This is a genomic window from Paenalcaligenes sp. Me52 (genome assembly GCF_050487965.1).
In the GTDB taxonomy this organism is placed as follows: Bacteria; Pseudomonadota; Gammaproteobacteria; order Burkholderiales; family Burkholderiaceae_B; genus Paenalcaligenes.
Map to the genome: position 1 here is coordinate 1,662,941 of NZ_JBKQFO010000001.1, position 19,719 is coordinate 1,682,659.

The following is a 19,719-nucleotide window of genomic DNA, read 5'->3' on the forward strand; positions in this document are numbered from 1 at the left end:
CACCATAATGTATAGGTCGGACCGCCTCAAGGCGGCCCGTTTCACCTACTGCTTTCATGCAAATTCCACAGACAACTCAGCTGCTCGGCGTTTGGCCGCAGCCATTGCCGTTTTCACCGTTTTCTCAAAATTCTCAGCAAACAGTACGTCCAATGCTGCTGCTGTTGTACCACCCTGAGAGGTCACTCGTTTACGCAGAGTTTCTGGTGTTTCCGGTGACAGTCCAGCCAACTGAGTAGCGCCGTTCAAGGTTGCCAAAGCAAGTTTTCTTGCTTGTTCTGGCGACAACCCCAACTCTGTACCGCCAGCAATCAACGCCTCTAAGAACAAGAACACGTATGCAGGGCCACTACCAGACAATGCTGTTACGGCATCTAACTGGTCATCGCTATCTACCCATACCACTTCGCCTACCGTACCCAGCAGCTGATTAGCGATGTTTTTATCGCGCTCAGGCACTGCTGGCAATGCTAACAAGCCGGTGGCACCACAACCGATGAAAGCTGGCGTATTAGGCATGCAACGAATCACACGGTCGTAAGGTGAATCGTCACCCAACCAGCGAGCAATATCAGTAGCAGCAATGCCAGCCGCCACACTGATGATCAATGTATCAGCTTGCAAGAAAGGCTTGCACTGTTGCACTACCTCTTTCATTACCTGAGGCTTCACGGCAAACACCCACACACGATGGTGGCGCAGTTGCTCTTGTGCATGAGGTTGCGTCAATACGCCTTGCTCTGCCCATTTATCACGCAATTCTGCATGGGGTTCTACTACCAGCACATCCGATGCAGCACATCGTTTACCGATTAAACCTGCCGACAAAGCGGAAGCCATGTTGCCCCCACCGATAAATGCCAGCGTCATTTGGTAAGCCTCGTTCACCATCTATTTAACTCCTAGAATTTCTTTCTTATTACTGCGCTCCAAGATGCGCATTCAACACTGTAGCAGAGCCCTTGCCCACATAAAAGAAGGCGGCTTATCGCCGCCCTCTTTTGGAACCATCTATACGTTAATTATTTACCGTACAGTGTTTTGGAACCATCTTTGTGCCATACGTACACGTCAAATTTGAACTCATTCAAATCGCCTTGCTCGTTCCAAGAGATCACACCAATAGGTGTTTTCACTTCGTTAGCGTGCAAGTACTCAGCCACTTTGACTGGATCGTCTACACCAGCACCAGCGATACCATCAGCAATGGCTTTAGTTGCTGCGTAAGATGTCATCTGGAATGCGCCTGCTGCGTCACGGCCTTTAGCTTGGAAGGCTTTAACGATTTCAGCGTTTTCTGCATCTTGCGTAAAGTCAGCTGGCAATGTCAGCAGCATGCCTTCAACTGCCTCACCAGCGATAGCGTTGATGTCTGGGTTACCAGAACCTTCAGGGCCCATCATAGTAACTTTCAGACCTTGCTCTGCGCCTTGACGCAACAACAAGCCCATTTCTGGGTGGTAACCACCGTAGTAAATAAAATCAGCACCAGTAGATTTCAGTTTAGTGATCACAGCCGAGTAATCGGTGTCGCCGGCATTAATACCTTCAAACATCACGATTTCGTAGCCAGCATCTTTCAAACCGTCACGAACGGCTGTTGCAATACCTTGGCCGTAGGATTGTTTGTCGTGCAGCACAGCCACTTTAGTTGGCTTGATGTTAGCGGCGATAAATGCGGCAGCAGCAGGACCTTGCTGGTCATCACGGCCAATAGTACGGAAAATGCTGTCGTAGCCTTTGCCATCAGTTACAGCAGGAGCTGTAGCGGATGGGCTCACCATCACGATACCTTCGCTGTTGTAGATGTCGGTAGCAGCAATGGTTGCACCGGAACATACGTGGCCAACAACGTAGTTAATACCATCATTGATCACACGGTTCGCTACAACTGGACCTTGTTTAGGTTCACAGCCATCATCGATGACTACCAGTTCCAGCTGCTTACCCAATACGCCACCACTAGCATTGATTTGTTCGATAGCGGTATACACCCCTTCACGAACCATATCGCCATACTGTGTTACGGGACCTGTGGTTGGACCTGCTACGGCAATTTTGATGTTATCCGCATGAGCGGCTGTAGCCATCATCATGCCAGTAGCCAAGGCCAGAGCACTGGCAACAGGGGTAAAACGGATTTTCATAAATGTGATCTCCTGATAAATGACATGACTGCCTACCCTACCCGGCGCAGGCAGTCACCCACTATAAGAGCTTGATAGCTCATCAAGCCCTTACCTCATAGTACTTATTGTAAGAGGCTACGCAGCATCCACGCATTTTTCTCGTGTACATCCAAACGCTGCGTTAACAAGTCAGCAGTAGGCTGATCGTCTGCGGCATCGGCACAATCAAATGCTTGTCTTGCTGTGCGAGACAACGCCTCATTGGCAGACAATAGCATAGCAATCATTTGCTGTGCATCTGGCACGCCTTTAGGTTCTTGGATAGAGCTCAACGCTGCAAACTGAGCGTAGGTACCTGGAGCATAGTGCCCCAATGCGCGCATACGTTCAGCAATAGCGTCCAGAGCTTGCCATGTTTCGGTGTATTGCCCCATGAACATGTCATGCAAGGTATTGAACATAGGACCAGTGACGTTCCAATGGAAATTGTGCGTCATCAGGTACACCGTGTAGGAATCAGCCAATACCTTAGATAGCTCTTCGGCAATACGGGCACGGTCAGCATCACTAATACCGATGTTTACAGCCAGAATACCTGGTGCTGCCTTGACTGTTTTTGGTGCTACTGCTTTTGGGGCTACCGTTTTAGGTGCAGCCTTTTTGGTTGCAACTTTTTTGCTTGCCACTTTTTTCACAGCTTTTACCGCTTTAGCCATACATCGCTCCTTGAGGTTGGACTAAATAAAACCTACGAACCTTGTATTTCAAGTCAAACAGTTTACTGTAATCCATCAAGATTACTGTAAATAACGCTTTTATCTAACAAAAAATTAACATTTTCCAAGCCGCAATTCATGATGGCTTTGGTTAATGCATTAATGGCTTCAATACGGGGAAAACTTTTACGCCAAATTAAAGCTATGCGTCTATCGGGTGCCGGTTTAGTAAAAGGAATATAGCGCAGCAAAGCACCTTCTTGACCGGGAGCAGCGAGCGCGCTAGATGGCATAACCGTTACACCTATACCTGTAGCCACCATATGACGGATAGTCTCTAACGATGAGCCTTCAAAAGTGCGCTGTATGCCTTCACTACTGGCTGAAAAACGTGATAACTCTGGACATACACCTAACACCTGATCCCTAAAGCAATGCCCCGCTCCTAAAAGCAACATGGTTTCTGATTTTAAAGCCTCAGGGTCAATCGCTTCTTTATCTGCCCAAGCATGCATGCTGGGCACTGCCACCACAAAAGGTTCATCGTACAGATCACGCACCATGAAACCTGTGTCAGGAATGGGTAAGGCCACAATAGCGCAATCCACTTCACCTTGTTTAAGCAACTCAATTAATTTCACGGTGAAATTTTCTTGCAGCAACAGTGGCATTTGCGGAGTTTGGCGTATTTGTTCAGGCACCAGTTTAGGCAGTAGATATGGTGCTACCGTATAGATAATACCCACGCGTAATGGCCCTGCTAACGGATCATTACCTTGGCGCGCAATTTCTTGCACCTTAGCACCCTCTTCCAATACGCGCTGCGCCTGTTCAATAATACGCAGCCCTATGGGGGTGATACCTATTTCAGGACCGCCACGCTCGAAGATCACGATACCCAGCTCTTCTTCCAGCTTTTTAATAGCTACCGATAAGGTAGGCTGGCTTACAAAACAAGCTTCTGCGGCCCGGCCAAAGTGACGTTCTCGCGCAACCGCCACAATGTATTTCAACTCAGTCAGTGTCATGTTCAGCCCTTAGATAGCGTGTCCTGACAGTTATATCAGGTACGCAAAAATTCTTCACGTCCTTTGAGCCAGCGCTGCACATGCGCATGGGCATGCTCCGGATAGTGTTCTCGCAACAAGACAGCACATTCTTGTGCTTTCTCAATCATATACTCATCACTATCCAAACTGGCAAAACGCAATAATGCCTGCCCAGATTGCCGTACGCCCAAAAACTCGCCTGGACCTCGCAGTGACAAGTCGCGACGTGCAATCTCAAAACCATCTGTGGTTTCGTACATTGCCTTTAAGCGCTCACGCGCAATGGCTGACAATGGTTGTTGGTACAACAGTACACATACAGCCTGGTGCGATCCGCGCCCTACTCGACCGCGCAACTGGTGTAATTGCGCTAACCCAAAGCGCTCAGCGTGCTCAATCACCATCAAGTTGGCGTTAGGCACATCCACCCCTACCTCAATCACTGTAGTAGCCACCAACACCTGCACTTCACCCGCCCGAAATGCTTCCATAATGTGGGCCTTTTCTTGCGTAGGCAATTTGCCATGCAACAAGCCTACTTTGACGCCAGGCAATTGCTCAGCCAAATGCTGATATGTATCTACAGCGGTTTGCAATTGTAGGGCTTCACTTTCCTCTACCAGAGGACACACCCAATACACCTGCCTACCTTCTTGGATTTGCGCATAAATATGGGCGATCACCTCTTCGCGTCTATGCTCAGACAACAATTTCGTGATGACGGGTGTACGCCCTGCCGGTAGTTCATCAATCACTGATACATCTAGATCAGCAAGAAAACTCATCGCCAAAGTACGGGGGATAGGCGTGGCACTCATATTCAGTTGATGAGGAATAGTACGAGCCTGCTTTTCGCCTTGCTCACCCTTACGGCTTAGGCTTAATCGTTGTCCCACACCAAATCTGTGCTGCTCATCCAAGATCACCAGCCCCAGTTTGTGGAACTCTACACCTTCTTGAATTAAGGCTTGTGTGCCCACAACCAGCGCACAATTACCGTTCTGCACGCCCTCTAAAACAGGTGCTCGTTGCTTCGCTGTCTGGCTACCACTTAACCACCCCACCGCAATACCCAAAGGGTCAAACCACTGCTGCATTTTCTGGTAATGCTGCTCGGCCAATAATTCAGTTGGTGCCATCAGGGCGACTTGGTAACCACTTTCTATGGCCTGTGCTGCCGCCATAGCCGCCACCACAGTTTTACCGCTCCCCACATCCCCCTGTAATAGACGATGCATAGGGTGTGACAAGGTCAGGTCTTCAGCAATTTCAGCTACTACACGCTCTTGAGCATTGGTTAAGCTAAAACCCAAACGCTCACGCAGACGTTGCTCTAACTGGCCCTTTTTCTTTTTCAATGGCCATGATTTCTGTTTGCGTCGTGCCGCTCTTGCTGCCGCCAAACTCAACTGCTGAGCCAACAGTTCATCAAATTTAATACGCTGCCACGCAGGATGCGTTTTCTGCATCAACGCATAAGCATCTACATCTCTAGGAGGATGATGAAGCAAGCGTAAGGACTGCGCAAAATCAGGTAACTCAAACTGTTCACGCAGGGCTTCTGGCAACGTATCTTTTAAAGGCAAGCGCTCTAAGGCTTGGTTAATACGATTCAGTATTTGCTGTTGACGCAATCCGTCACTCGCCGGATACACCGGTGTTAACGTATCCGACAATCCCTGATCTGGCTTCGTAACCTTAGGGTGTACTAGCTCTAAACCATGAAAACCACGGCGCACCTCGCCACGCACACGCACGCGCTGGCCTTCTGCCAATTGTTTGAGTTGTGAGGGATAGAAATGCAGCCAACGCAGCGTAATTCTGCCGCTCTCATCCTGCAAAATCACTTGCAGTTGCTTGCGCGGGCGTTGAGTAATGATTTGCTCAACCACCTCACCTTCGAATTGCTGAGATAAGCCCGATCGGGCATCCGCAATGGCGTGAACAGCGGTTTCGTCTTCGTAGCGTAAGGGTAAATGCACCACGAAATCGGCATCAGTTTCCAAGCCTAATTGGCTGAATTTTCGTGCCAGAGTAGTTGCCGCGGCATCTGCGCGGCCCTTGCTGGGCCGTGAGGATGATGCAGATGCCATAGCGATTAGAGAACCAGAATGGCCTCTACTTCAACCTGAGCACCTTTAGGCAAACTTGCCACGCCCAGTGTAGAACGCGCAGGAAATGGCTGAGGAATCACATCAGCCATAATAGCGTTCACCGTCGCGAACTTGCTCAGGTCTGTCAGGTATAGCGTCAGTTTTGCAATATTTTCCAGCGTACCGCCCGCTTCTGTAATCACAGCTTCCATATTGGCAAAACACTGACGTGCTTGCGCTTCGAAGTTGTCAGAAACCAAGTCACCAGTCGTTGGGCTCAGACCAATTTGGCCAGACAGATAGACTGTCTTGCTACCTTGTACCGCTACGGCTTGAGAATAAGGGCCTACAGCTGCAGGAGCTGCACTTGTCTGGATAATATCTTTAATCATGGGTACGTTATATAAATGCTGAAAACCGCACCATTCTAATCGTGCCGCAAAAGGCTACACAAGCCCTTTGCGCACAAACGTAGTCTGTTATTTCTCTACAAACGCACGTTCAATCACGTAATCGCCAGGTTGACCCACTCCTGGAGAAACTTTGAAACCACGAGCATCCAACATACTGCTCAGGTCTTCCAGCATGGCTGGACTACCGCACAACATGACACGATCTTTCTCGGGATCCAAAGCATCTATACCCAAATCAGCAAAGATCTTGCCGGATTCGATCACCGATGTAATACGGCCTTCGTTACGGTAAGCTTCACGAGTTACGGTTGGGTAGTACAACAGTTTTTCACGCACGATGTCACCGAAGAACTCGTTATTTGGCAGTTCATTTTCAATGAAGTCAGCGTACGCCAACTCACTGACGAAACGCACACCATGTACCAAGATCACTTTTTCGAAACGCTCGTATGTTTCTGGGTCTTTGATAATGCTCATAAACGGAGCCAAACCTGTGCCTGTACCCAGCAAATACAAGTTGCGCCCATCACGCAAGTCATCTACCACCAGTGTACCCACCGGTTTGCGGCTGACCAGAATAGAATCGCCCACTTGCAAGTGCTGCAACTTAGAGGTCAACGGACCATCTTGCACTTTAATGCTCAGAAACTCGAGGTTTTCTTCGTAGTTCGCGCTAGCGATACTGTAAGCACGCATCAGTGGCTTACCTTCTACTTCCAAACCAATCATGACAAAGTGTCCGTTGGTAAAACGTAGAGCCTGATCGCGCGTTGTAGTGAATGAAAAAAGCGTGTCATTCCAGTGATGCACGCTCAGGACTTTTTCAGTATTAAAAGCAGCCATGTATCAGTTTCAGAGTATGTAAGGAATCTGCCAGCCTCAGCAGGACAGGAAAAAGAGATTTACCGCACCAGTTTAGCGCGTTTTATAGTGTAAATCCTGATATCCTTATGCAAAACTGGGTTTACTTATCATCACAGAAATAAGCTTATCCCCCCCTGATCTGTATCAAGATGATGACATTTGTCCTTCAAAATATGTCCGGCCCATCAAGTTTTCGTCAAATCTGTAACCCTCTTTCACTGCACTATTGTTAGGCTTGTCGTAGTCTGCTATGGTCGCTCTCGCGGCTATCAATAATGATTGTCATTCTGATGAAAATTCCTAACTAGTAGGAGCTTCACTATGCGTTTTGCACGTAATCGTCTTTCTATTTTGGCAGGTCTAGTTTTTGGCACCATGGCATTCAACGCCTATGCAGCCGAAGAGGTTAATCTTTACACCACTCGTGAACCGCAGTTAATACTGCCCATCCTTGAAGCCTTCACCAATGAAAGCAATATCAAGGTGAACACGGTTTTTGTGAAGGACGGATTGATTGAGCGTGTACGCACGGAAGGCGACAAATCCCCTGCTGATTTGCTGATGACTGTTGATATCGGCAACTTGCTGGATCTGGTAGAAGCTGGCGTGACTCAGCCTGTGGAATCCTCCACATTGCAAACCGCTATTCCTGCCAACCTGCGTGGTACAGATAACCAATGGTTTACGTTGTCTTTGCGTGATCGCGTGGCTTATGTAGCCAAAGACATGGAAGAAATCACCACCCTAACCTATGAAGACTTTGCTAACCCAGAGTTTAAAGGCAAGGTGTGCATCCGCTCTGGCCAACACCCTTACAACACAGCTCTGATTGCTGCCAAAATTGCGCACGATGGTTTGGAAGCTACTGAAGCATGGCTGAAAGGCGTGAAAGACAACCTAGCACGTAAAGCAGCTGGCGGTGACCGTGACGTTGCCCGCGATATCTTGGGCGGCATTTGCGATGTAGGTATTGCCAACGCGTACTATGTAGGCCGCATGAAAAACGCCGCTCCTGGCACAGACGACTACGCATGGGGTGAAGCCATCAAGGTAATTCGTCCTACCTTTGCAAACTCTGACAGCAATGGTACTCATGTTAATATCTCTGGCGCAGCAGTAGCCAAGCATGCTCCTAACAAAGATAACGCTGTCAAATTGTTGGAATACTTGGTGTCTGATTCCGCACAAAGCCTGTATGCGAAAGCGAATTACGAATACCCAGTTAAAGCGGGTGTAGAACTTGATCCAGTAGTCGCCAGTTTTGGTGAGTTGGTGATTGATCCTCTGCCACTGACCGAAATCGCTAAGCACCGTAAAGAGGCAAGTGAACTGGTAGATAAAGTTGGATTCAACAACTAAAACGACAAACCGCAAGCACACACAACAGGCCATTGCTGCAGGGCAATGGCCTGTTGTCGCGTCTCGCTCCCCTATTCGTGTGTTTTTCCAAAAGAACGGCTGGCTGCTGGTTTCCTTTGTGATCGCCCTGATTGTGCTGGCCCCCGTAGGCATGCTGTTCTGGGAATCCTTTGGTGCCGTTGATCACTGGGTACACCTGATTGACTATGTGTTGCCTGGCGCGTTTCTGAATACTGTATTGCTGTTAGCCGGCGTGGCCGTGCTAGCTGGTTGCTTAGGTGTAGGGGCTGCATGGCTGATTACCGCCTATGAATTCCCCGGACGGCGTATTGTGTCGTGGGCACTATTGCTGCCTTTAGCCGTTCCCACCTATATAGTGGCCTTTGCGTATCTGGACTTGCTACATCCTATAGGCCCTGTTCAAGGCGTTATCCGCGATATTCTTGGCTATACCAGCCCCAGACAATTCCGTCTGCCCGATTTGCGGTCTTTGCCCGGTGCCATCTTCTTGCTAGGCTTTGTGCTCTACCCTTATGTGTATTTGAGCACCCGCGCCATGTTTGCCACCCAAGCCGCTAGCTTGATTGAAGCCGCTCGTATTTTGGGCGAAAGCCGTAGATCGGTATTTTTCCGCGTTGCCCTACCTATGGCCAGACCGGCTATTGCAGTAGGCTTGAGCCTAACGCTGCTAGAAACCTTAAACGACATAGGCGCATCTGAATTCCTAGGCATACAAACGCTGACGGTTTCCATTTACTCCACGTGGGTCACACGCTCTAACTTGGCAGGTGCAGCACAAATTGCCCTGACGATGTTGGTTATGGTGGTAAGCCTAATTTGGATTGAACGCTTAGGCCGCCGTCATCAACGTTATAGCAGCAATCAACGCTCACACCCTGTACGCCCCCAAGCCCTTAAAGGCGTGCCAGCACTGATTGCGTGTGCTTTAGGTTGGGCTCCTATTGTGATTGGCTTTGTAGCACCAGCGTTATATCTGATCAATGCCAGCGTTAAATATTTGAATTTGAATGGCACTGTGTCTGCTCAGTTGCTGAGCAGTGCTTGGAACACCTTGAGCTTAGCGCTGATTGCAACCATCGTCACTTTAGTCGCAGGGCTAATCTTAGCGTGGTCCGCTCGCGGCAATCATCATCAGCATGGCAGTCGTGCATTGCCTAATATGCTCGCGGGCATAGCTTCTATTGGTTATGCCATCCCAGGTACTGTACTAGCCATCGGTTTACTTGGCCCCTTGGTCTTTGTAGATGGCTTGCTGAATCGTATTGGCCAGTTATGGGGCGCACCGCAGCAACTCATTCTGATGGGTTCCATGGGTGCTCTTATTATTGCGTACAGCATACGGTTTTTAGCGATTTCATCGGGCAGTTTGCAAGCCGGCTTATCGCGTATTCCTCCCTCACTAGAACAAGCGTCTAGACTGCTAGGTGAAAGCGCAAGCGGCACATTGCGACGTGTACATCTACCATTATTACGCCCTGCCATAGGCGCAGCTGCGTTGCTGGTATTTGTGGATGCCATGAAAGAGCTGCCTGCCACCCTATTGCTGCGCCCCATGAATTTTGACACGCTGGCTACCTGGCTTTATGCCGAAGCGGCTCGCGGCACTTATGAAGAAGGTGCGATTGCAGCACTAGCCATTGTGGTAGCAGGTTTGCTGCCCGTCATTTTGCTTGCACGCACCCAATTCAAAAATCATTAAATCAACATGACTGCTTTTCTGCGTTTAGAACACCTGTCCATTAGTTACCCCGCACCCGAGGGTAGAAAAACAGTAGTAGACGATTTAAGCCTGTCGCTAAATCAGGGCCATATTGGCTGCTTATTGGGTTCTTCTGGCTGTGGTAAAACCACAGTTTTGCGTAGCATTGCTGGCTTTGAACCCTTGCAAGCTGGCAGCATACAGTTGGGCTCCGTCACCCTATCTACACCTGAGCATGTAGTACTGCCTGAGAACCGTAATGTGGGCATGATGTTTCAGGATTACGCCCTATTCCCTCATCTAACTGTCGCCCAGAACATCGCCTTTGGCCTACGTAAATCTGAAAAAGCCTACCGACGCCAACGCGTAGAGGAAATGCTAGAACTGGTGGATTTGGCAGGTCATGCTAAACGTTACCCTCACGAGCTTTCAGGTGGCCAACAACAGCGAGTAGCCTTAGCACGCGCACTGGCTCCTGAGCCTGCTTTACTGTTGCTGGACGAACCTTTTTCCAATCTAGATATAGATACGCGTGAACGCTTAGCCTTTGAAGTACGCGATATTCTAAAAACTGCTGGCTTAACGGCCTTACTAGTCACGCACAACCAAGCCGAAGCGTTTGCGATTGCTGATCGCATCGGTGTCATGCACGAAGGCCGCATTGCCCAATGGGATACTGCCTACAACCTGCATCACAACCCTGCCAATAACTTCGTGTCGGAATTTATTCGCCGCGAAGCACTGCTACACCAACGCGCGCAAGCGTTTTTGCGTGGCAGCCCTTCGGACGACTAAGTAGCAACCGCTATCAGCAAGCACAGCCTTCTGGTAGCGATGCTAACCATGCGGCCACTTTGGCACGCTCTTCGCCTTGCAAGCTATGCAACGGTAGTGGTAGGCACGGTGTTTGCACTAGGCCGAGCAACTCTGCAACAGCCGCCACCACACGCACACTACCGTGCTGCTTAAATAATGCCCACAATGGTTGCATCGCAGCAGATAATGACTCGCCGTCAGCGTTAGGCTGCTTAGCTTCTGCTAGCAAACGCATGCACAATTGCGGCAGCAAACCACCTAATACTGAATACCAGCCATCACAGCCCGCTTGCAGCCCCAAACTTGCCGCATGGTCACCACTCACACCCAAACTGCACTGTGCAGGCAAACGCGCCTTCAGCGCACTCACTCGTGCTGTAGCCTCATCCAAACTACCAGTCAGAGCGGGGATTTTGATGGATGCCACGTGCGGCAATGCTGCTAATGCCACCAGCAACTCATCACTGAAATGGAACTGTGTGGTGGCCGGGTTATCGTACACACACAATGGTACCGACAACTCACGCGTGACCATTTCAAACAAGCCATACACTTCATCAGGCTGCAGCTTCTGATACGACACTGGAGCCATCAACACGGCTTTTGCTCCAGCACGCTGAGCATCTTCCGCAAGCTTCAACACATCACGAGTGCGTACCGAACCAATACCCGCCATAACAGGCACAGAAGAAGCTTGAGCCACAGCTAGCGTCACAACCATTGCCCGCTCCTCTCGGTTCAGGTAGGCGTAACTTCCTGTAGAACCCAACACCGTAATCATATTCACCTGAGCCTGCACTTGACGCTGAATCAGGCGCTCAAAGGTATGAACATCAATGGCACTATCATTGAGCAACGGGGTTAAGGGAAATGAAACCAGCCCAGAAAACATAGATCCCACTCCTACCAACAAAGAAAAAAAAGCCCCTGCCATGCAGACAGGGGCGGTACAGCCTTAGCTACGCTTATAGGCTGTAGTACATGTCGAATTCAACCGGGTGTGGCGTCATACGCAACCTATTCACTTCGGCTTGTTTCAACTCGATGTAGGCATCCAGCATGTCGTTGCTAAATACACCGCCACGAGTTAAGAATTCTCTGTCGTTATCCAGTGCTTCCAACGCTTGTTCCAGCGAGCTACACACGGTTGGGATTTTTGCATCCTCTTCCGGTGGCAAGTCGTACAAGTTTTTGTCAGCAGCATCACCAGGGTGGATGCGGTTCTGAATACCGTCTAGACCAGCCATCAACATGGCAGAGAATGCCAAGTATGGGTTAGCCATTGGATCTGGGAAACGTACCTCTACACGGCGTGCTTTAGGGCTGCTCACGTAAGGGATACGAATAGACGCTGAACGGTTACGAGCCGAGTACGCCAACTTCACAGGTGCTTCGTAGTGAGGTACCAAGCGCTTGTAGGAGTTAGTAGTTGGGTTCGTAATGGCGTTCAGTGCACGAGCGTGTTTGATGATACCGCCAATGTAGAACAAGGCCATATCAGACAAACCACCGTAACCATTACCGGCAAACAAGTTCTGACCGTCTTTCCAGATGGATTGGTGCACGTGCATACCAGAGCCGTTATCGCCCAAGATGGGTTTAGGCATGAAGGTCGCTGTTTTACCGTACACGTGAGCCACGTTCATGATGGTGTATTTCATGATCTGGTTCCAGTCGGCGCGCTGCACCAACGTGGAAAAACGTGTACCGATTTCCAACTGACCGCCACCACCCACTTCGTGGTGGTGCACTTCAACTGGCACGCCCTGCTGTTCCATCAGTACGCACATTTCTGAGCGCAGATCGTGGAAGCTATCAACGGGTGGTACGGGTGCGTAGCCGCCTTTAACACGCAGACGGTGGCCCAAGTTATGACCATTCAACGCAGCAGCGGTAGACCAAGGGGCATGCTCAGCACCAATTTCAACCATACAGCCATTCATTTGATCGTTCCAACGAATATTGTCGAAAACGAAAAACTCAGGCTCAGGACCAAAATAGGCGGTGTCGCCCAAGCCGCTGGCTTGCAGGTAAATTTCAGCACGTTTGGCCAACGAACGTGGATCACGATCGTAACCATTCAAATCGGTAGGTTCTGCTACATCGCACGTCACAATAAGCGTGCTTTCTTCGCGGAATGGATCTAAGCGGGCAGAGCTAGCGTCTGGCAGCAATAGCATGTCGGAGCATTCCACTCCTTTCCATCCAGGCAAAGACGATGCATCGAACGCTACCCCCCCTTCTATGCGCTCTTCATCAAAGCTGTGCGCTGGCACAGTCAGGTGGTGTTCACGGCCCAGCGTATCCGTGAAACGGCAGTCGACGAAGGCAACATTACGTTCCGCAATGAGTTTGACCAGCTCTTCGGGGGTAGACATTATGACTCCAGAATAAGGCTAAAAAGCAGAGATAAAGGCCACCTTACAGCACGCCCGTGCTGCAAAGGGCCTGTTTTATTGTAATTCAAGGGCTAGGCAGCCGTTAAAAAAACCTGCAACAACAACAGGAAAACAACTACTGATCGTGTAAAAATTCCGCTTGCAGATCATTTAGGAAACGCCAGCCCATTTCTGATGCACGAATACGCAGTGGGTCGTCAGCCAATAAGCCTTTATCACGGCAGCGACGCAACGCTGACAGTACATAACTTAGTGGCTGGCCTGTGTGCTCTTCGTAGAGCCCTACCGGCACACCCTGTTTCAAACGCAATGCATTCAACATAAACTCAAACGGCACGTCGTGAAACGCAACGCTTACATCTTCAGCTAAGTGGCTACCATCACGTTTTTCTGCAGCTTCCATCCACGACTGCGGGTTTCGCAATACCGCGCGACGTACGATTCTATCGGGAAACGATAATTTGCTGTGCGCCCCCGGGCCTATACCCAAGTAGTCACCGAACTCCCAATAGTTCATATTGTGCCTACTGCGTCGGCCCGGTTTGCTGTAGGCGGAGATTTCATATTGCTCGAAACCGTGCTCTTGCACCGTTTGTATCATCGCATCTTGCATCACAGCGCTTTGATCTTCATCTGGCAGCACCGGCGGATACTTCGCAAATACCGTATTGGGCTCTAACGTCAGGTGATACAGCGATAAGTGTTCAGTACCAAAACTAAGCGCTTGTTGTACATCCTTAATCGCTAGCTCTGGCGTTTGATCTGGCAACGCAAACATCACATCCAAGTTCACACGCTCTACGGCTTGCTGCGCCATCTCAATGGCTAAGCGGGCTTGCTGACCATCGTGAATACGGCCCAAAGCTTTCAACGCATTGTCGTCAAAACTTTGTATACCTAACGAAATACGGTTTACACCGCTTTGCGCATACGCCTTAAAGCGAGAAGCCTCAGCCGTACCGGGGTTAGCTTCAAGCGTAATTTCTGCATCCGGCAGCAGAGGCAAATAGGCCCGGATCATAGAGAGCATGGCGTCTACCGTTTGCTCAGATAACAAACTGGGCGTACCACCCCCAATAAACACGGAAATCAGCTGACGTCCCCAGATCAAGGGCAAAGATTGCTCTAAATCGGCTCTCAGTGCTGACAAATACTGCTCTTCAGGCAATGTTTGCGGCGCTTTGTGGGAATTAAAATCACAGTACGGGCATTTGCGCACGCACCACGGCACATGTATATACAGTGCAAGTGGCGGCAGCGTGCTAAATCTGAATTCATCCGCTTTGCGTGGTTGTACGCGTTGCAAAGGCTGAATGGAGATCATTAACTCGTCCATCCTTCATGCTGCAAGCGCTGTAGCAACTGCTTCAAAGCAATAGCACGGTGGCTCAAACTGTTTTTTTCTGCAGAACTTAATTGCGCCGCAGTTTTGCCCAGATCAGGCAGGAAGAAGTGCGGGTCGTAGCCAAAACCGTTTTCGCCTTGAGGCTGATCCACAATCTCACCTTCCCAGAACCCTTCACAAATAATGGGACAGGGGTCTTCCGCATGACGCACGAACACCAACAAGGCCACGTAACGGGCTTCACGCTGGCTTACGCCCTGTAGCTTGGAAACCAAATGCGCGTTGTTCGCCGCATCGGACTTCTCACCGCCAGCCATACTGGCAAAACGAGCCGAATACACACCCGGAGCACCATCCAAAGCACGCACTGATAAGCCTGAATCATCCGCCAAAGCAGGCAAACCCGTGATCGCACTCGCGTGCCTAGCTTTAGCCAAGGCATTTTCCACAAAGGTATGAAACGGCTCAGCCGCTTCTGGGACACCTAACTCGCCCTGCGCAATCATCTGCAGCCCAACGGGCTCCAGCATCGCAGAAAACTCACGCAACTTACCGGCGTTGTTCGATGCCAGTACGACTTTATGTAGTGCCATAATTATCTCACCTGCTTAAGCACGCTCTACCGCTGCACGTTGTGCACGGTGCAATTGTTGAATACCAGCTTGTGCGTTATCTAATAGCGCATTCAATTCTTGACGACTAAAGGTGTTGCCTTCCGCCGTGCCTTGAATCTCTACCAGTTGATCAGCATCCGTCATCACGACGTTCACGTCAGCATCGCAGCCGGAATCTTCGTCGTAATCCAAATCCAACAGTAAGCTATCGCCCAATTTACCTACTGAGACAGCCGCCACTTGACCAGTTAACGCTTGCTCTAGACCCACACGCTTCAAGGCAATCGCCAACGCCACCCACGCACCAGTGATGCTCGCACAACGTGTGCCGCCATCCGCTTGCAGTACGTCGCAATCCAAATGCACGGAACGCTCGCCTAACGCCTTAAGATCCACCACAGCACGCAAGCTGCGGCCAATCAAACGTTGAATTTCTTGAGTACGGCCACTTTGTTTGCCTCGGGCGGCCTCTCTATCCATACGTGTATGCGTAGAGCGAGGCAACATACCGTATTCGGCCGTTACCCAGCCTTGCTCTTTACCCTTCAAGAAACCAGGCACTTTATCCACTACACTGGCTGTACACAGCACATGGGTATCGCCCGCTTTAATCAGTACTGAACCCTCAGCGTGTTTGCTGAAATTCACTTCAAACTCTATGCTGCGCAATGCATCATGCGCACGCGCGGCATGACGTTCGTAATTCTGCAAACCTGACAACTTGTTTCTCCTACTGATTTAGACGACTTCGCCCGAAGTCGCTATTAGAACAGGCTACAATACTCTAATTCAAGCATACACACGGTACCTTATCCTATGATCAGCAGTATGACCGCTTTCGGTAGCGCGCGCGCCGAGTCAGAACTAGGCAGTATCACCATTGATCTGCGCAGCGTCAACAATCGCTACCTAGACCTGAATCTACGCATTCCTGAAGAATTACGCTTTCTTGAGGCCCAAGTTCGTGAGCGCTTAAGCGAGTCATTGCAGCGTGGGAAAATCGAGCTGCGTCTTTCTTTCCATAAAAACCTGCTGGTGCAGAAAAGCCGCTTAGACCCGGCGTACCTAGAAAAGCTCGCCGCTGAACTGGCCTTGGCTCGCAGTTTTATTCCGGATACCCCTGCCCCAAAACTACAAGAGTTAATGCAATCGCAACAGCAAGAGCAAACTCAAGAAAAAGCGGAACAGTGGCAAGCGACTTGTTTAGAAGCCTTGGGGCAAGCCCTTCAAGACTTCCAAGCAGCGCGTTTGCGCGAAGGTGAGCGCTTGGCCGCTGATATGCTCACCATTGCAGAAGACATTCAGCGCATCGTGGCTGACGTAGAACAGCACATTCCGCAAATGCTGCAAGACCAGCAAAACAAAATCAGTGACCGTTTGCGCGAGAGCTTGAACCTTGCTAATCCAGAAGGCTTTAGCCATATCTCTGGCGAAGAGTTGTCAGCACGTATTGCGCAAGAAGCCTCATTGTTCTCCTTGCGTTCTGACGTTGCTGAAGAATTGACTCGCCTGCGCTCTCACCTAAAAGAACTGCAACACATTCTGCAAGGCAAAGACACTGGCAATAAACGCCAGCGTAAGGGCAGTAGCGGCAAGCGCCTGGACTTTCTGTTCCAAGAAATGAACCGTGAAGCTAATACTCTGGGTTCTAAAGCAGGTTCGTTGACGGTGACTGAAGCAGCGATTGATTTGAAGCTTCTGATTGAGCAGATGCGTGAACAGGCGCAGAATATCGAGTGATGCCCACAGAAATCAATCAAACTCAATTATCCCAATAAGTTCAATAAGATAAACAAAACCTTACTCCACACAACTCCACCAACACCCACCCATATCAAGAAATAAACGGTGAGTACAATGGTGAGTACATAGTACAATTCACTTCCATCAGTGGTGAGTACATTTGGAGTAAGGTTTCTATGTCAGCACTTACAAGCAAAGAAGTTAGCGCAAAGCTTCGAGGTAGCCCTGGGCACTTCGCCGATGGCAATGGTCTTTACCTAGTAGTACCAAGCAGAGGCCGCGCTTATTGGGCACTACGCTTCACCTCTAGTGGAAAGCGTAAGCAAATGACGCTAGGCAAAGTGGATGACCTATCTCTTGCCGATGCTCGAACCGAGGCTGCGCTGAAGATGAAGCAGCACCGTGAAGGCCTTGATCCACTTATAGAGAAAAAAAGAGCCATATACGGCCCTATGGATACCGTAGATGAGCTTTTTGCCGACTGGCATGAAGGCAATATAAAACGGCTTAAGCACCATCACACCCCCTTCCGTGTTTACACCAAAGACATCGCCCCCGTAATCGGTCAAATGCAGCCAACAACTGTCACAGGGCGAGACATTAGGCAAATTCTGCGAAATATAGCTGAAAGCAATAGGCCCACTATTGCTAACGATGCCCTACTCTATTGCAAACAACTCTTTAACCATGCAATCAAACTGGATATCGTCACTCACAACCCTGCGAGTGCTTTTGATGTAGTGGATGCCGGGGGCGTAGAAAACAGCAGAGATAGAGCCCTGACGCTAGATGAGCTCTCTTTTGTGTTTAAAAAGTTCAGAGAAGAAATAGAAAGCTTTACCCGCGACAACTACTTAGCTTGCGCTCTTTTGGTGCTGCTCGGCGTGCGCAAAGGTGAGTTAACTGAAGCAGCATGGAGCGAATTCGATCTAGATGCAAAAGTTTGGTACTTGCCTAGCGAACGTAGCAAATCAGGTGTAGCCATTGATATCCCCTTACCCGACCTGGCACTTGAATGGCTACACGAACTCAAAGTTCGTGCCTTTGGCTCTCCTTATGTCTTCCCTAACAGAAGACCAAGCAAAGTACCCCATATGGGTAAAGACACCCTAAACCGGGCAATAGCTAAACTATTTGGCAAAGAGTCAGGTAAAACTGTACAGCCTGAAAACAAGATGGGAGATCTGGAGTACTTTACTGTGCACGACTTACGGCGTACTTGTAGAAGCTTATTAGCTGCTATAGGTGTACCTAGCCATGTGGCTGAGCGATGCCTGAACCATAAGCTTAAAGGTGTAGAGGGCATTTATAATCGGCATGATTATTTTGATGAGAGGCGAGATGCACTAATAGCCCTTGCAAGAAAGCTTGAAAGAACCATCTAATAACCCCCCCAATGACAACAGGCAACTCAAAAATAATTACTTCCACCATATACAGACCACTAAAAACTTTTCAAAACCCGTACCAGGCAAGGATTTTAAAGTTTTTATCGTTATGAGGCAGAAAGTCGTTTTTCGGTCTAGGAGCCATATAAGGACGAACTGCTATCAAGTTATCTACCAGACAGCTAATACGAAGTAATTGTAGCCACACACTACTTCACGACTTTGTCTGGGTGGTAAAATCCGTAGACGTAGGTGATTCAGGACAAGTTTTCCTCAAAAGTTTACTTGCTACTTCCCACTCTCATAAATGCGAATAAATTCGGTTTTATGAGAATGACAAGACTTTTTGTCTGTAGTCTAAACCCAGTTAGCCGATCTTCGATAACGTTTTTGAAGGCTTTAGAATTGTTACCAAAATCAAGTCAGTACAAAAAGTGGTCTCTTCCAAGCAAGTATTCGTTGTGGGGGTTGGTTGTAGGAATTATTGCATTGGTGATTTCCTTATTCCCAAAACAAAGTGTTTTGGAGCAAGTTGCGCAAGAGGAATATCGACCTAAAGTGCAATTGATGGGGGTAACATTGGAGAAGTGGCTAGGCGAATCTGAACCATTCCTGACCCTCCACTTCGAGAATAATTCGAAAGGCCCTGCCCAAAAGCTCGCCGTAGATATTTATGACGGTAACGACAAAATAGTTATCGAAAGACTTAGCGGATCAAATATGCTGAATTCCGGAAACTTCGCTTTGCAGCCAGCGCAAAATCTTGGTATTCCATTAATCTCTGTAAGCGAGCTAAAGGGGCTTCTTTCGGCCAAAGAAAAACGCGGTCAAATCGTAGGCTTTGGTTTGAACCCGGAAGTACCGGAAAAAATAAAGGCTAAGTTGCATGAAAAATATGCAAAAGATACCAGCGTTTACTACTCAGTTAACTCTTACCCTTTTTTCGCGCAATTCTCATATCAAGGAATAACAAATACGGATAGCCAGAATACAACAGGATTCTATGTATATCTGGATAATACCGAAGAAGACTAACAAATGCGTTAACAGGTTGGTTTTAAGCACCTAGAA

The 19,719-nt window shown here is 49.1% G+C and carries 18 protein-coding genes; 6 read left to right on the forward strand and 12 right to left on the reverse strand.

Translation table 11 applies throughout. The annotated features are described in order from the left end of the window. Nucleotides 1–54: 54 nt before the first annotated feature. The 7 genes from proC to ACLO87_RS07885 all read right to left on the reverse strand — a co-directional run bounded on the left by proC (nucleotide 55) and on the right by ACLO87_RS07885 (nucleotide 7,243). Entirely contained in the window at nucleotides 55–891 is an 837-nt protein-coding gene (gene proC, locus ACLO87_RS07855; protein WP_430223296.1) for a pyrroline-5-carboxylate reductase, read from the reverse strand. Between the two features lie 131 nt (nucleotides 892–1,022). After that, nucleotides 1,023–2,147 (reverse strand): high-affinity branched-chain amino acid ABC transporter substrate-binding protein, encoded by a 1,125-nt coding sequence (locus tag ACLO87_RS07860; protein WP_430223297.1) that lies wholly within the window; start codon nucleotides 2,145–2,147, stop codon nucleotides 1,023–1,025. 104 nt (nucleotides 2,148–2,251) lie between these two features. After that, a complete protein-coding gene (locus tag ACLO87_RS07865) occupies nucleotides 2,252–2,845 on the reverse strand; it encodes a Dps family protein (RefSeq protein WP_135861605.1) in 594 nt (197 codons plus the stop codon). Between the two features lie 62 nt (nucleotides 2,846–2,907). Then, entirely contained in the window at nucleotides 2,908–3,873 is a 966-nt protein-coding gene (locus tag ACLO87_RS07870; RefSeq protein ID WP_135861604.1) for a LysR substrate-binding domain-containing protein, read from the reverse strand. A 35-nt stretch (nucleotides 3,874–3,908) separates the two neighbouring features. Continuing rightward, the gene (gene recG, locus ACLO87_RS07875) at nucleotides 3,909–5,987 is read right to left on the reverse strand and encodes an ATP-dependent DNA helicase RecG (RefSeq protein ID WP_135861603.1); all 2,079 of its coding nucleotides are present in this window, start codon (nucleotides 5,985–5,987) and stop codon (nucleotides 3,909–3,911) included. A 5-nt stretch (nucleotides 5,988–5,992) separates the two neighbouring features. Continuing rightward, nucleotides 5,993–6,379, reverse strand: a complete 387-nt coding sequence (locus tag ACLO87_RS07880; protein ID WP_135861602.1) for a Rid family detoxifying hydrolase — start codon at nucleotides 6,377–6,379, stop codon at nucleotides 5,993–5,995. A gap of 87 nt (nucleotides 6,380–6,466) precedes the next feature. After that, on the reverse strand, nucleotides 6,467–7,243 hold the full coding sequence (locus ACLO87_RS07885) for a ferredoxin--NADP reductase (RefSeq protein ID WP_135861601.1): 777 nt from the start codon (nucleotides 7,241–7,243) through the stop codon (nucleotides 6,467–6,469). Between the two features lie 342 nt (nucleotides 7,244–7,585). On the opposite strand from ACLO87_RS07885, the gene ACLO87_RS07890 reads away from it, so the two are divergent. The 3 genes from ACLO87_RS07890 (at nucleotide 7,586) to ACLO87_RS07900 (ending at nucleotide 11,138) form a co-directional block, all read left to right on the forward strand. After that, nucleotides 7,586–8,623: a Fe(3+) ABC transporter substrate-binding protein gene (locus ACLO87_RS07890; RefSeq protein WP_430223299.1), complete on the forward strand. Its 1,038-nt coding sequence runs from the start codon at nucleotides 7,586–7,588 to the stop codon at nucleotides 8,621–8,623. Nucleotides 8,624–8,702: 79 nt separating this feature from the next. Next, nucleotides 8,703–10,343 (forward strand): ABC transporter permease, encoded by a 1,641-nt coding sequence (locus ACLO87_RS07895; RefSeq protein WP_430223739.1) that lies wholly within the window; start codon nucleotides 8,703–8,705, stop codon nucleotides 10,341–10,343. A 6-nt stretch (nucleotides 10,344–10,349) separates the two neighbouring features. Continuing rightward, nucleotides 10,350–11,138, forward strand: coding sequence for an ABC transporter ATP-binding protein (locus ACLO87_RS07900; protein WP_135861599.1), 789 nt, complete (start codon nucleotides 10,350–10,352; stop codon nucleotides 11,136–11,138). Between the two features lie 13 nt (nucleotides 11,139–11,151). Here the strand turns inward: ACLO87_RS07900 and ACLO87_RS07905 are convergent, their stop codons facing one another. The 5 genes from ACLO87_RS07905 to rph form a co-directional block, all read right to left on the reverse strand. After that, nucleotides 11,152–12,051 carry a dihydrodipicolinate synthase family protein gene (locus tag ACLO87_RS07905; protein ID WP_430223300.1) on the reverse strand — a complete coding sequence of 300 codons (900 nt, stop codon included), beginning with the start codon at nucleotides 12,049–12,051 and terminating at the stop codon, nucleotides 11,152–11,154. Between the two features lie 73 nt (nucleotides 12,052–12,124). Next, nucleotides 12,125–13,537, reverse strand: a complete 1,413-nt coding sequence (gene glnA / locus ACLO87_RS07910) for a type I glutamate--ammonia ligase (protein WP_135861597.1) — start codon at nucleotides 13,535–13,537, stop codon at nucleotides 12,125–12,127. A gap of 136 nt (nucleotides 13,538–13,673) precedes the next feature. Beyond that, a complete protein-coding gene (gene hemW, locus ACLO87_RS07915) occupies nucleotides 13,674–14,882 on the reverse strand; it encodes a radical SAM family heme chaperone HemW (RefSeq protein WP_430223301.1) in 1,209 nt (402 codons plus the stop codon). Next, nucleotides 14,882–15,496, reverse strand: a complete 615-nt coding sequence (rdgB, locus tag ACLO87_RS07920) for an RdgB/HAM1 family non-canonical purine NTP pyrophosphatase (RefSeq protein WP_135861595.1) — start codon at nucleotides 15,494–15,496, stop codon at nucleotides 14,882–14,884. Before rdgB ends, hemW begins: the two co-directional genes overlap by 1 nt. A 15-nt stretch (nucleotides 15,497–15,511) precedes the next feature. Next, nucleotides 15,512–16,237 carry a ribonuclease PH gene (gene rph / locus ACLO87_RS07925; protein ID WP_430223302.1) on the reverse strand — a complete coding sequence of 242 codons (726 nt, stop codon included), beginning with the start codon at nucleotides 16,235–16,237 and terminating at the stop codon, nucleotides 15,512–15,514. A gap of 96 nt (nucleotides 16,238–16,333) precedes the next feature. Between rph and ACLO87_RS07930 the strand changes: the two genes are divergently transcribed. The 3 genes from ACLO87_RS07930 (at nucleotide 16,334) to ACLO87_RS07940 (ending at nucleotide 19,683) form a co-directional block, all read left to right on the forward strand. Then, the gene (locus tag ACLO87_RS07930) at nucleotides 16,334–17,257 is read left to right on the forward strand and encodes a YicC/YloC family endoribonuclease (RefSeq protein WP_135861593.1); all 924 of its coding nucleotides are present in this window, start codon (nucleotides 16,334–16,336) and stop codon (nucleotides 17,255–17,257) included. A 179-nt stretch (nucleotides 17,258–17,436) separates the two neighbouring features. Further along, nucleotides 17,437–18,645 carry a tyrosine-type recombinase/integrase gene (locus ACLO87_RS07935; protein ID WP_430223303.1) on the forward strand — a complete coding sequence of 403 codons (1,209 nt, stop codon included), beginning with the start codon at nucleotides 17,437–17,439 and terminating at the stop codon, nucleotides 18,643–18,645. A 393-nt stretch (nucleotides 18,646–19,038) separates the two neighbouring features. After that, complete coding sequence (locus ACLO87_RS07940; RefSeq protein ID WP_430223304.1) at nucleotides 19,039–19,683, forward strand: hypothetical protein; 645 nt, start codon at nucleotides 19,039–19,041, stop codon at nucleotides 19,681–19,683. Nucleotides 19,684–19,719: the final 36 nt, after the last annotated feature.

What these genes read in the sequence shown, in the direction of transcription:
- proC (WP_430223296.1), bottom strand. Translation starts at nt 891, where the DNA reads ATGGTGAACGAGGCTTACCAAATGACGCTGGCATTTATCGGTGGGGGC.
- rdgB (WP_135861595.1), bottom strand. Translation starts at nt 15,496, where the DNA reads ATGGCACTACATAAAGTCGTACTGGCATCGAACAACGCCGGTAAGTTG.
- ACLO87_RS07905 (WP_430223300.1), bottom strand. Translation starts at nt 12,051, where the DNA reads ATGTTTTCTGGGCTGGTTTCATTTCCCTTAACCCCGTTGCTCAATGAT.
- ACLO87_RS07865 (WP_135861605.1), bottom strand. Translation starts at nt 2,845, where the DNA reads ATGGCTAAAGCGGTAAAAGCTGTGAAAAAAGTGGCAAGCAAAAAAGTT.
- ACLO87_RS07890 (WP_430223299.1), top strand. Translation starts at nt 7,586, where the DNA reads ATGCGTTTTGCACGTAATCGTCTTTCTATTTTGGCAGGTCTAGTTTTT.
- hemW (WP_430223301.1), bottom strand. Translation starts at nt 14,882, where the DNA reads ATGATCTCCATTCAGCCTTTGCAACGCGTACAACCACGCAAAGCGGAT.
- ACLO87_RS07935 (WP_430223303.1), top strand. Translation starts at nt 17,437, where the DNA reads ATGTCAGCACTTACAAGCAAAGAAGTTAGCGCAAAGCTTCGAGGTAGC.
- ACLO87_RS07930 (WP_135861593.1), top strand. Translation starts at nt 16,334, where the DNA reads ATGATCAGCAGTATGACCGCTTTCGGTAGCGCGCGCGCCGAGTCAGAA.
- recG (WP_135861603.1), bottom strand. Translation starts at nt 5,987, where the DNA reads ATGGCATCTGCATCATCCTCACGGCCCAGCAAGGGCCGCGCAGATGCC.
- ACLO87_RS07880 (WP_135861602.1), bottom strand. Translation starts at nt 6,379, where the DNA reads ATGATTAAAGATATTATCCAGACAAGTGCAGCTCCTGCAGCTGTAGGC.
- ACLO87_RS07900 (WP_135861599.1), top strand. Translation starts at nt 10,350, where the DNA reads ATGACTGCTTTTCTGCGTTTAGAACACCTGTCCATTAGTTACCCCGCA.
- glnA (WP_135861597.1), bottom strand. Translation starts at nt 13,537, where the DNA reads ATGTCTACCCCCGAAGAGCTGGTCAAACTCATTGCGGAACGTAATGTT.
- ACLO87_RS07870 (WP_135861604.1), bottom strand. Translation starts at nt 3,873, where the DNA reads ATGACACTGACTGAGTTGAAATACATTGTGGCGGTTGCGCGAGAACGT.
- ACLO87_RS07860 (WP_430223297.1), bottom strand. Translation starts at nt 2,147, where the DNA reads ATGAAAATCCGTTTTACCCCTGTTGCCAGTGCTCTGGCCTTGGCTACT.
- ACLO87_RS07885 (WP_135861601.1), bottom strand. Translation starts at nt 7,243, where the DNA reads ATGGCTGCTTTTAATACTGAAAAAGTCCTGAGCGTGCATCACTGGAAT.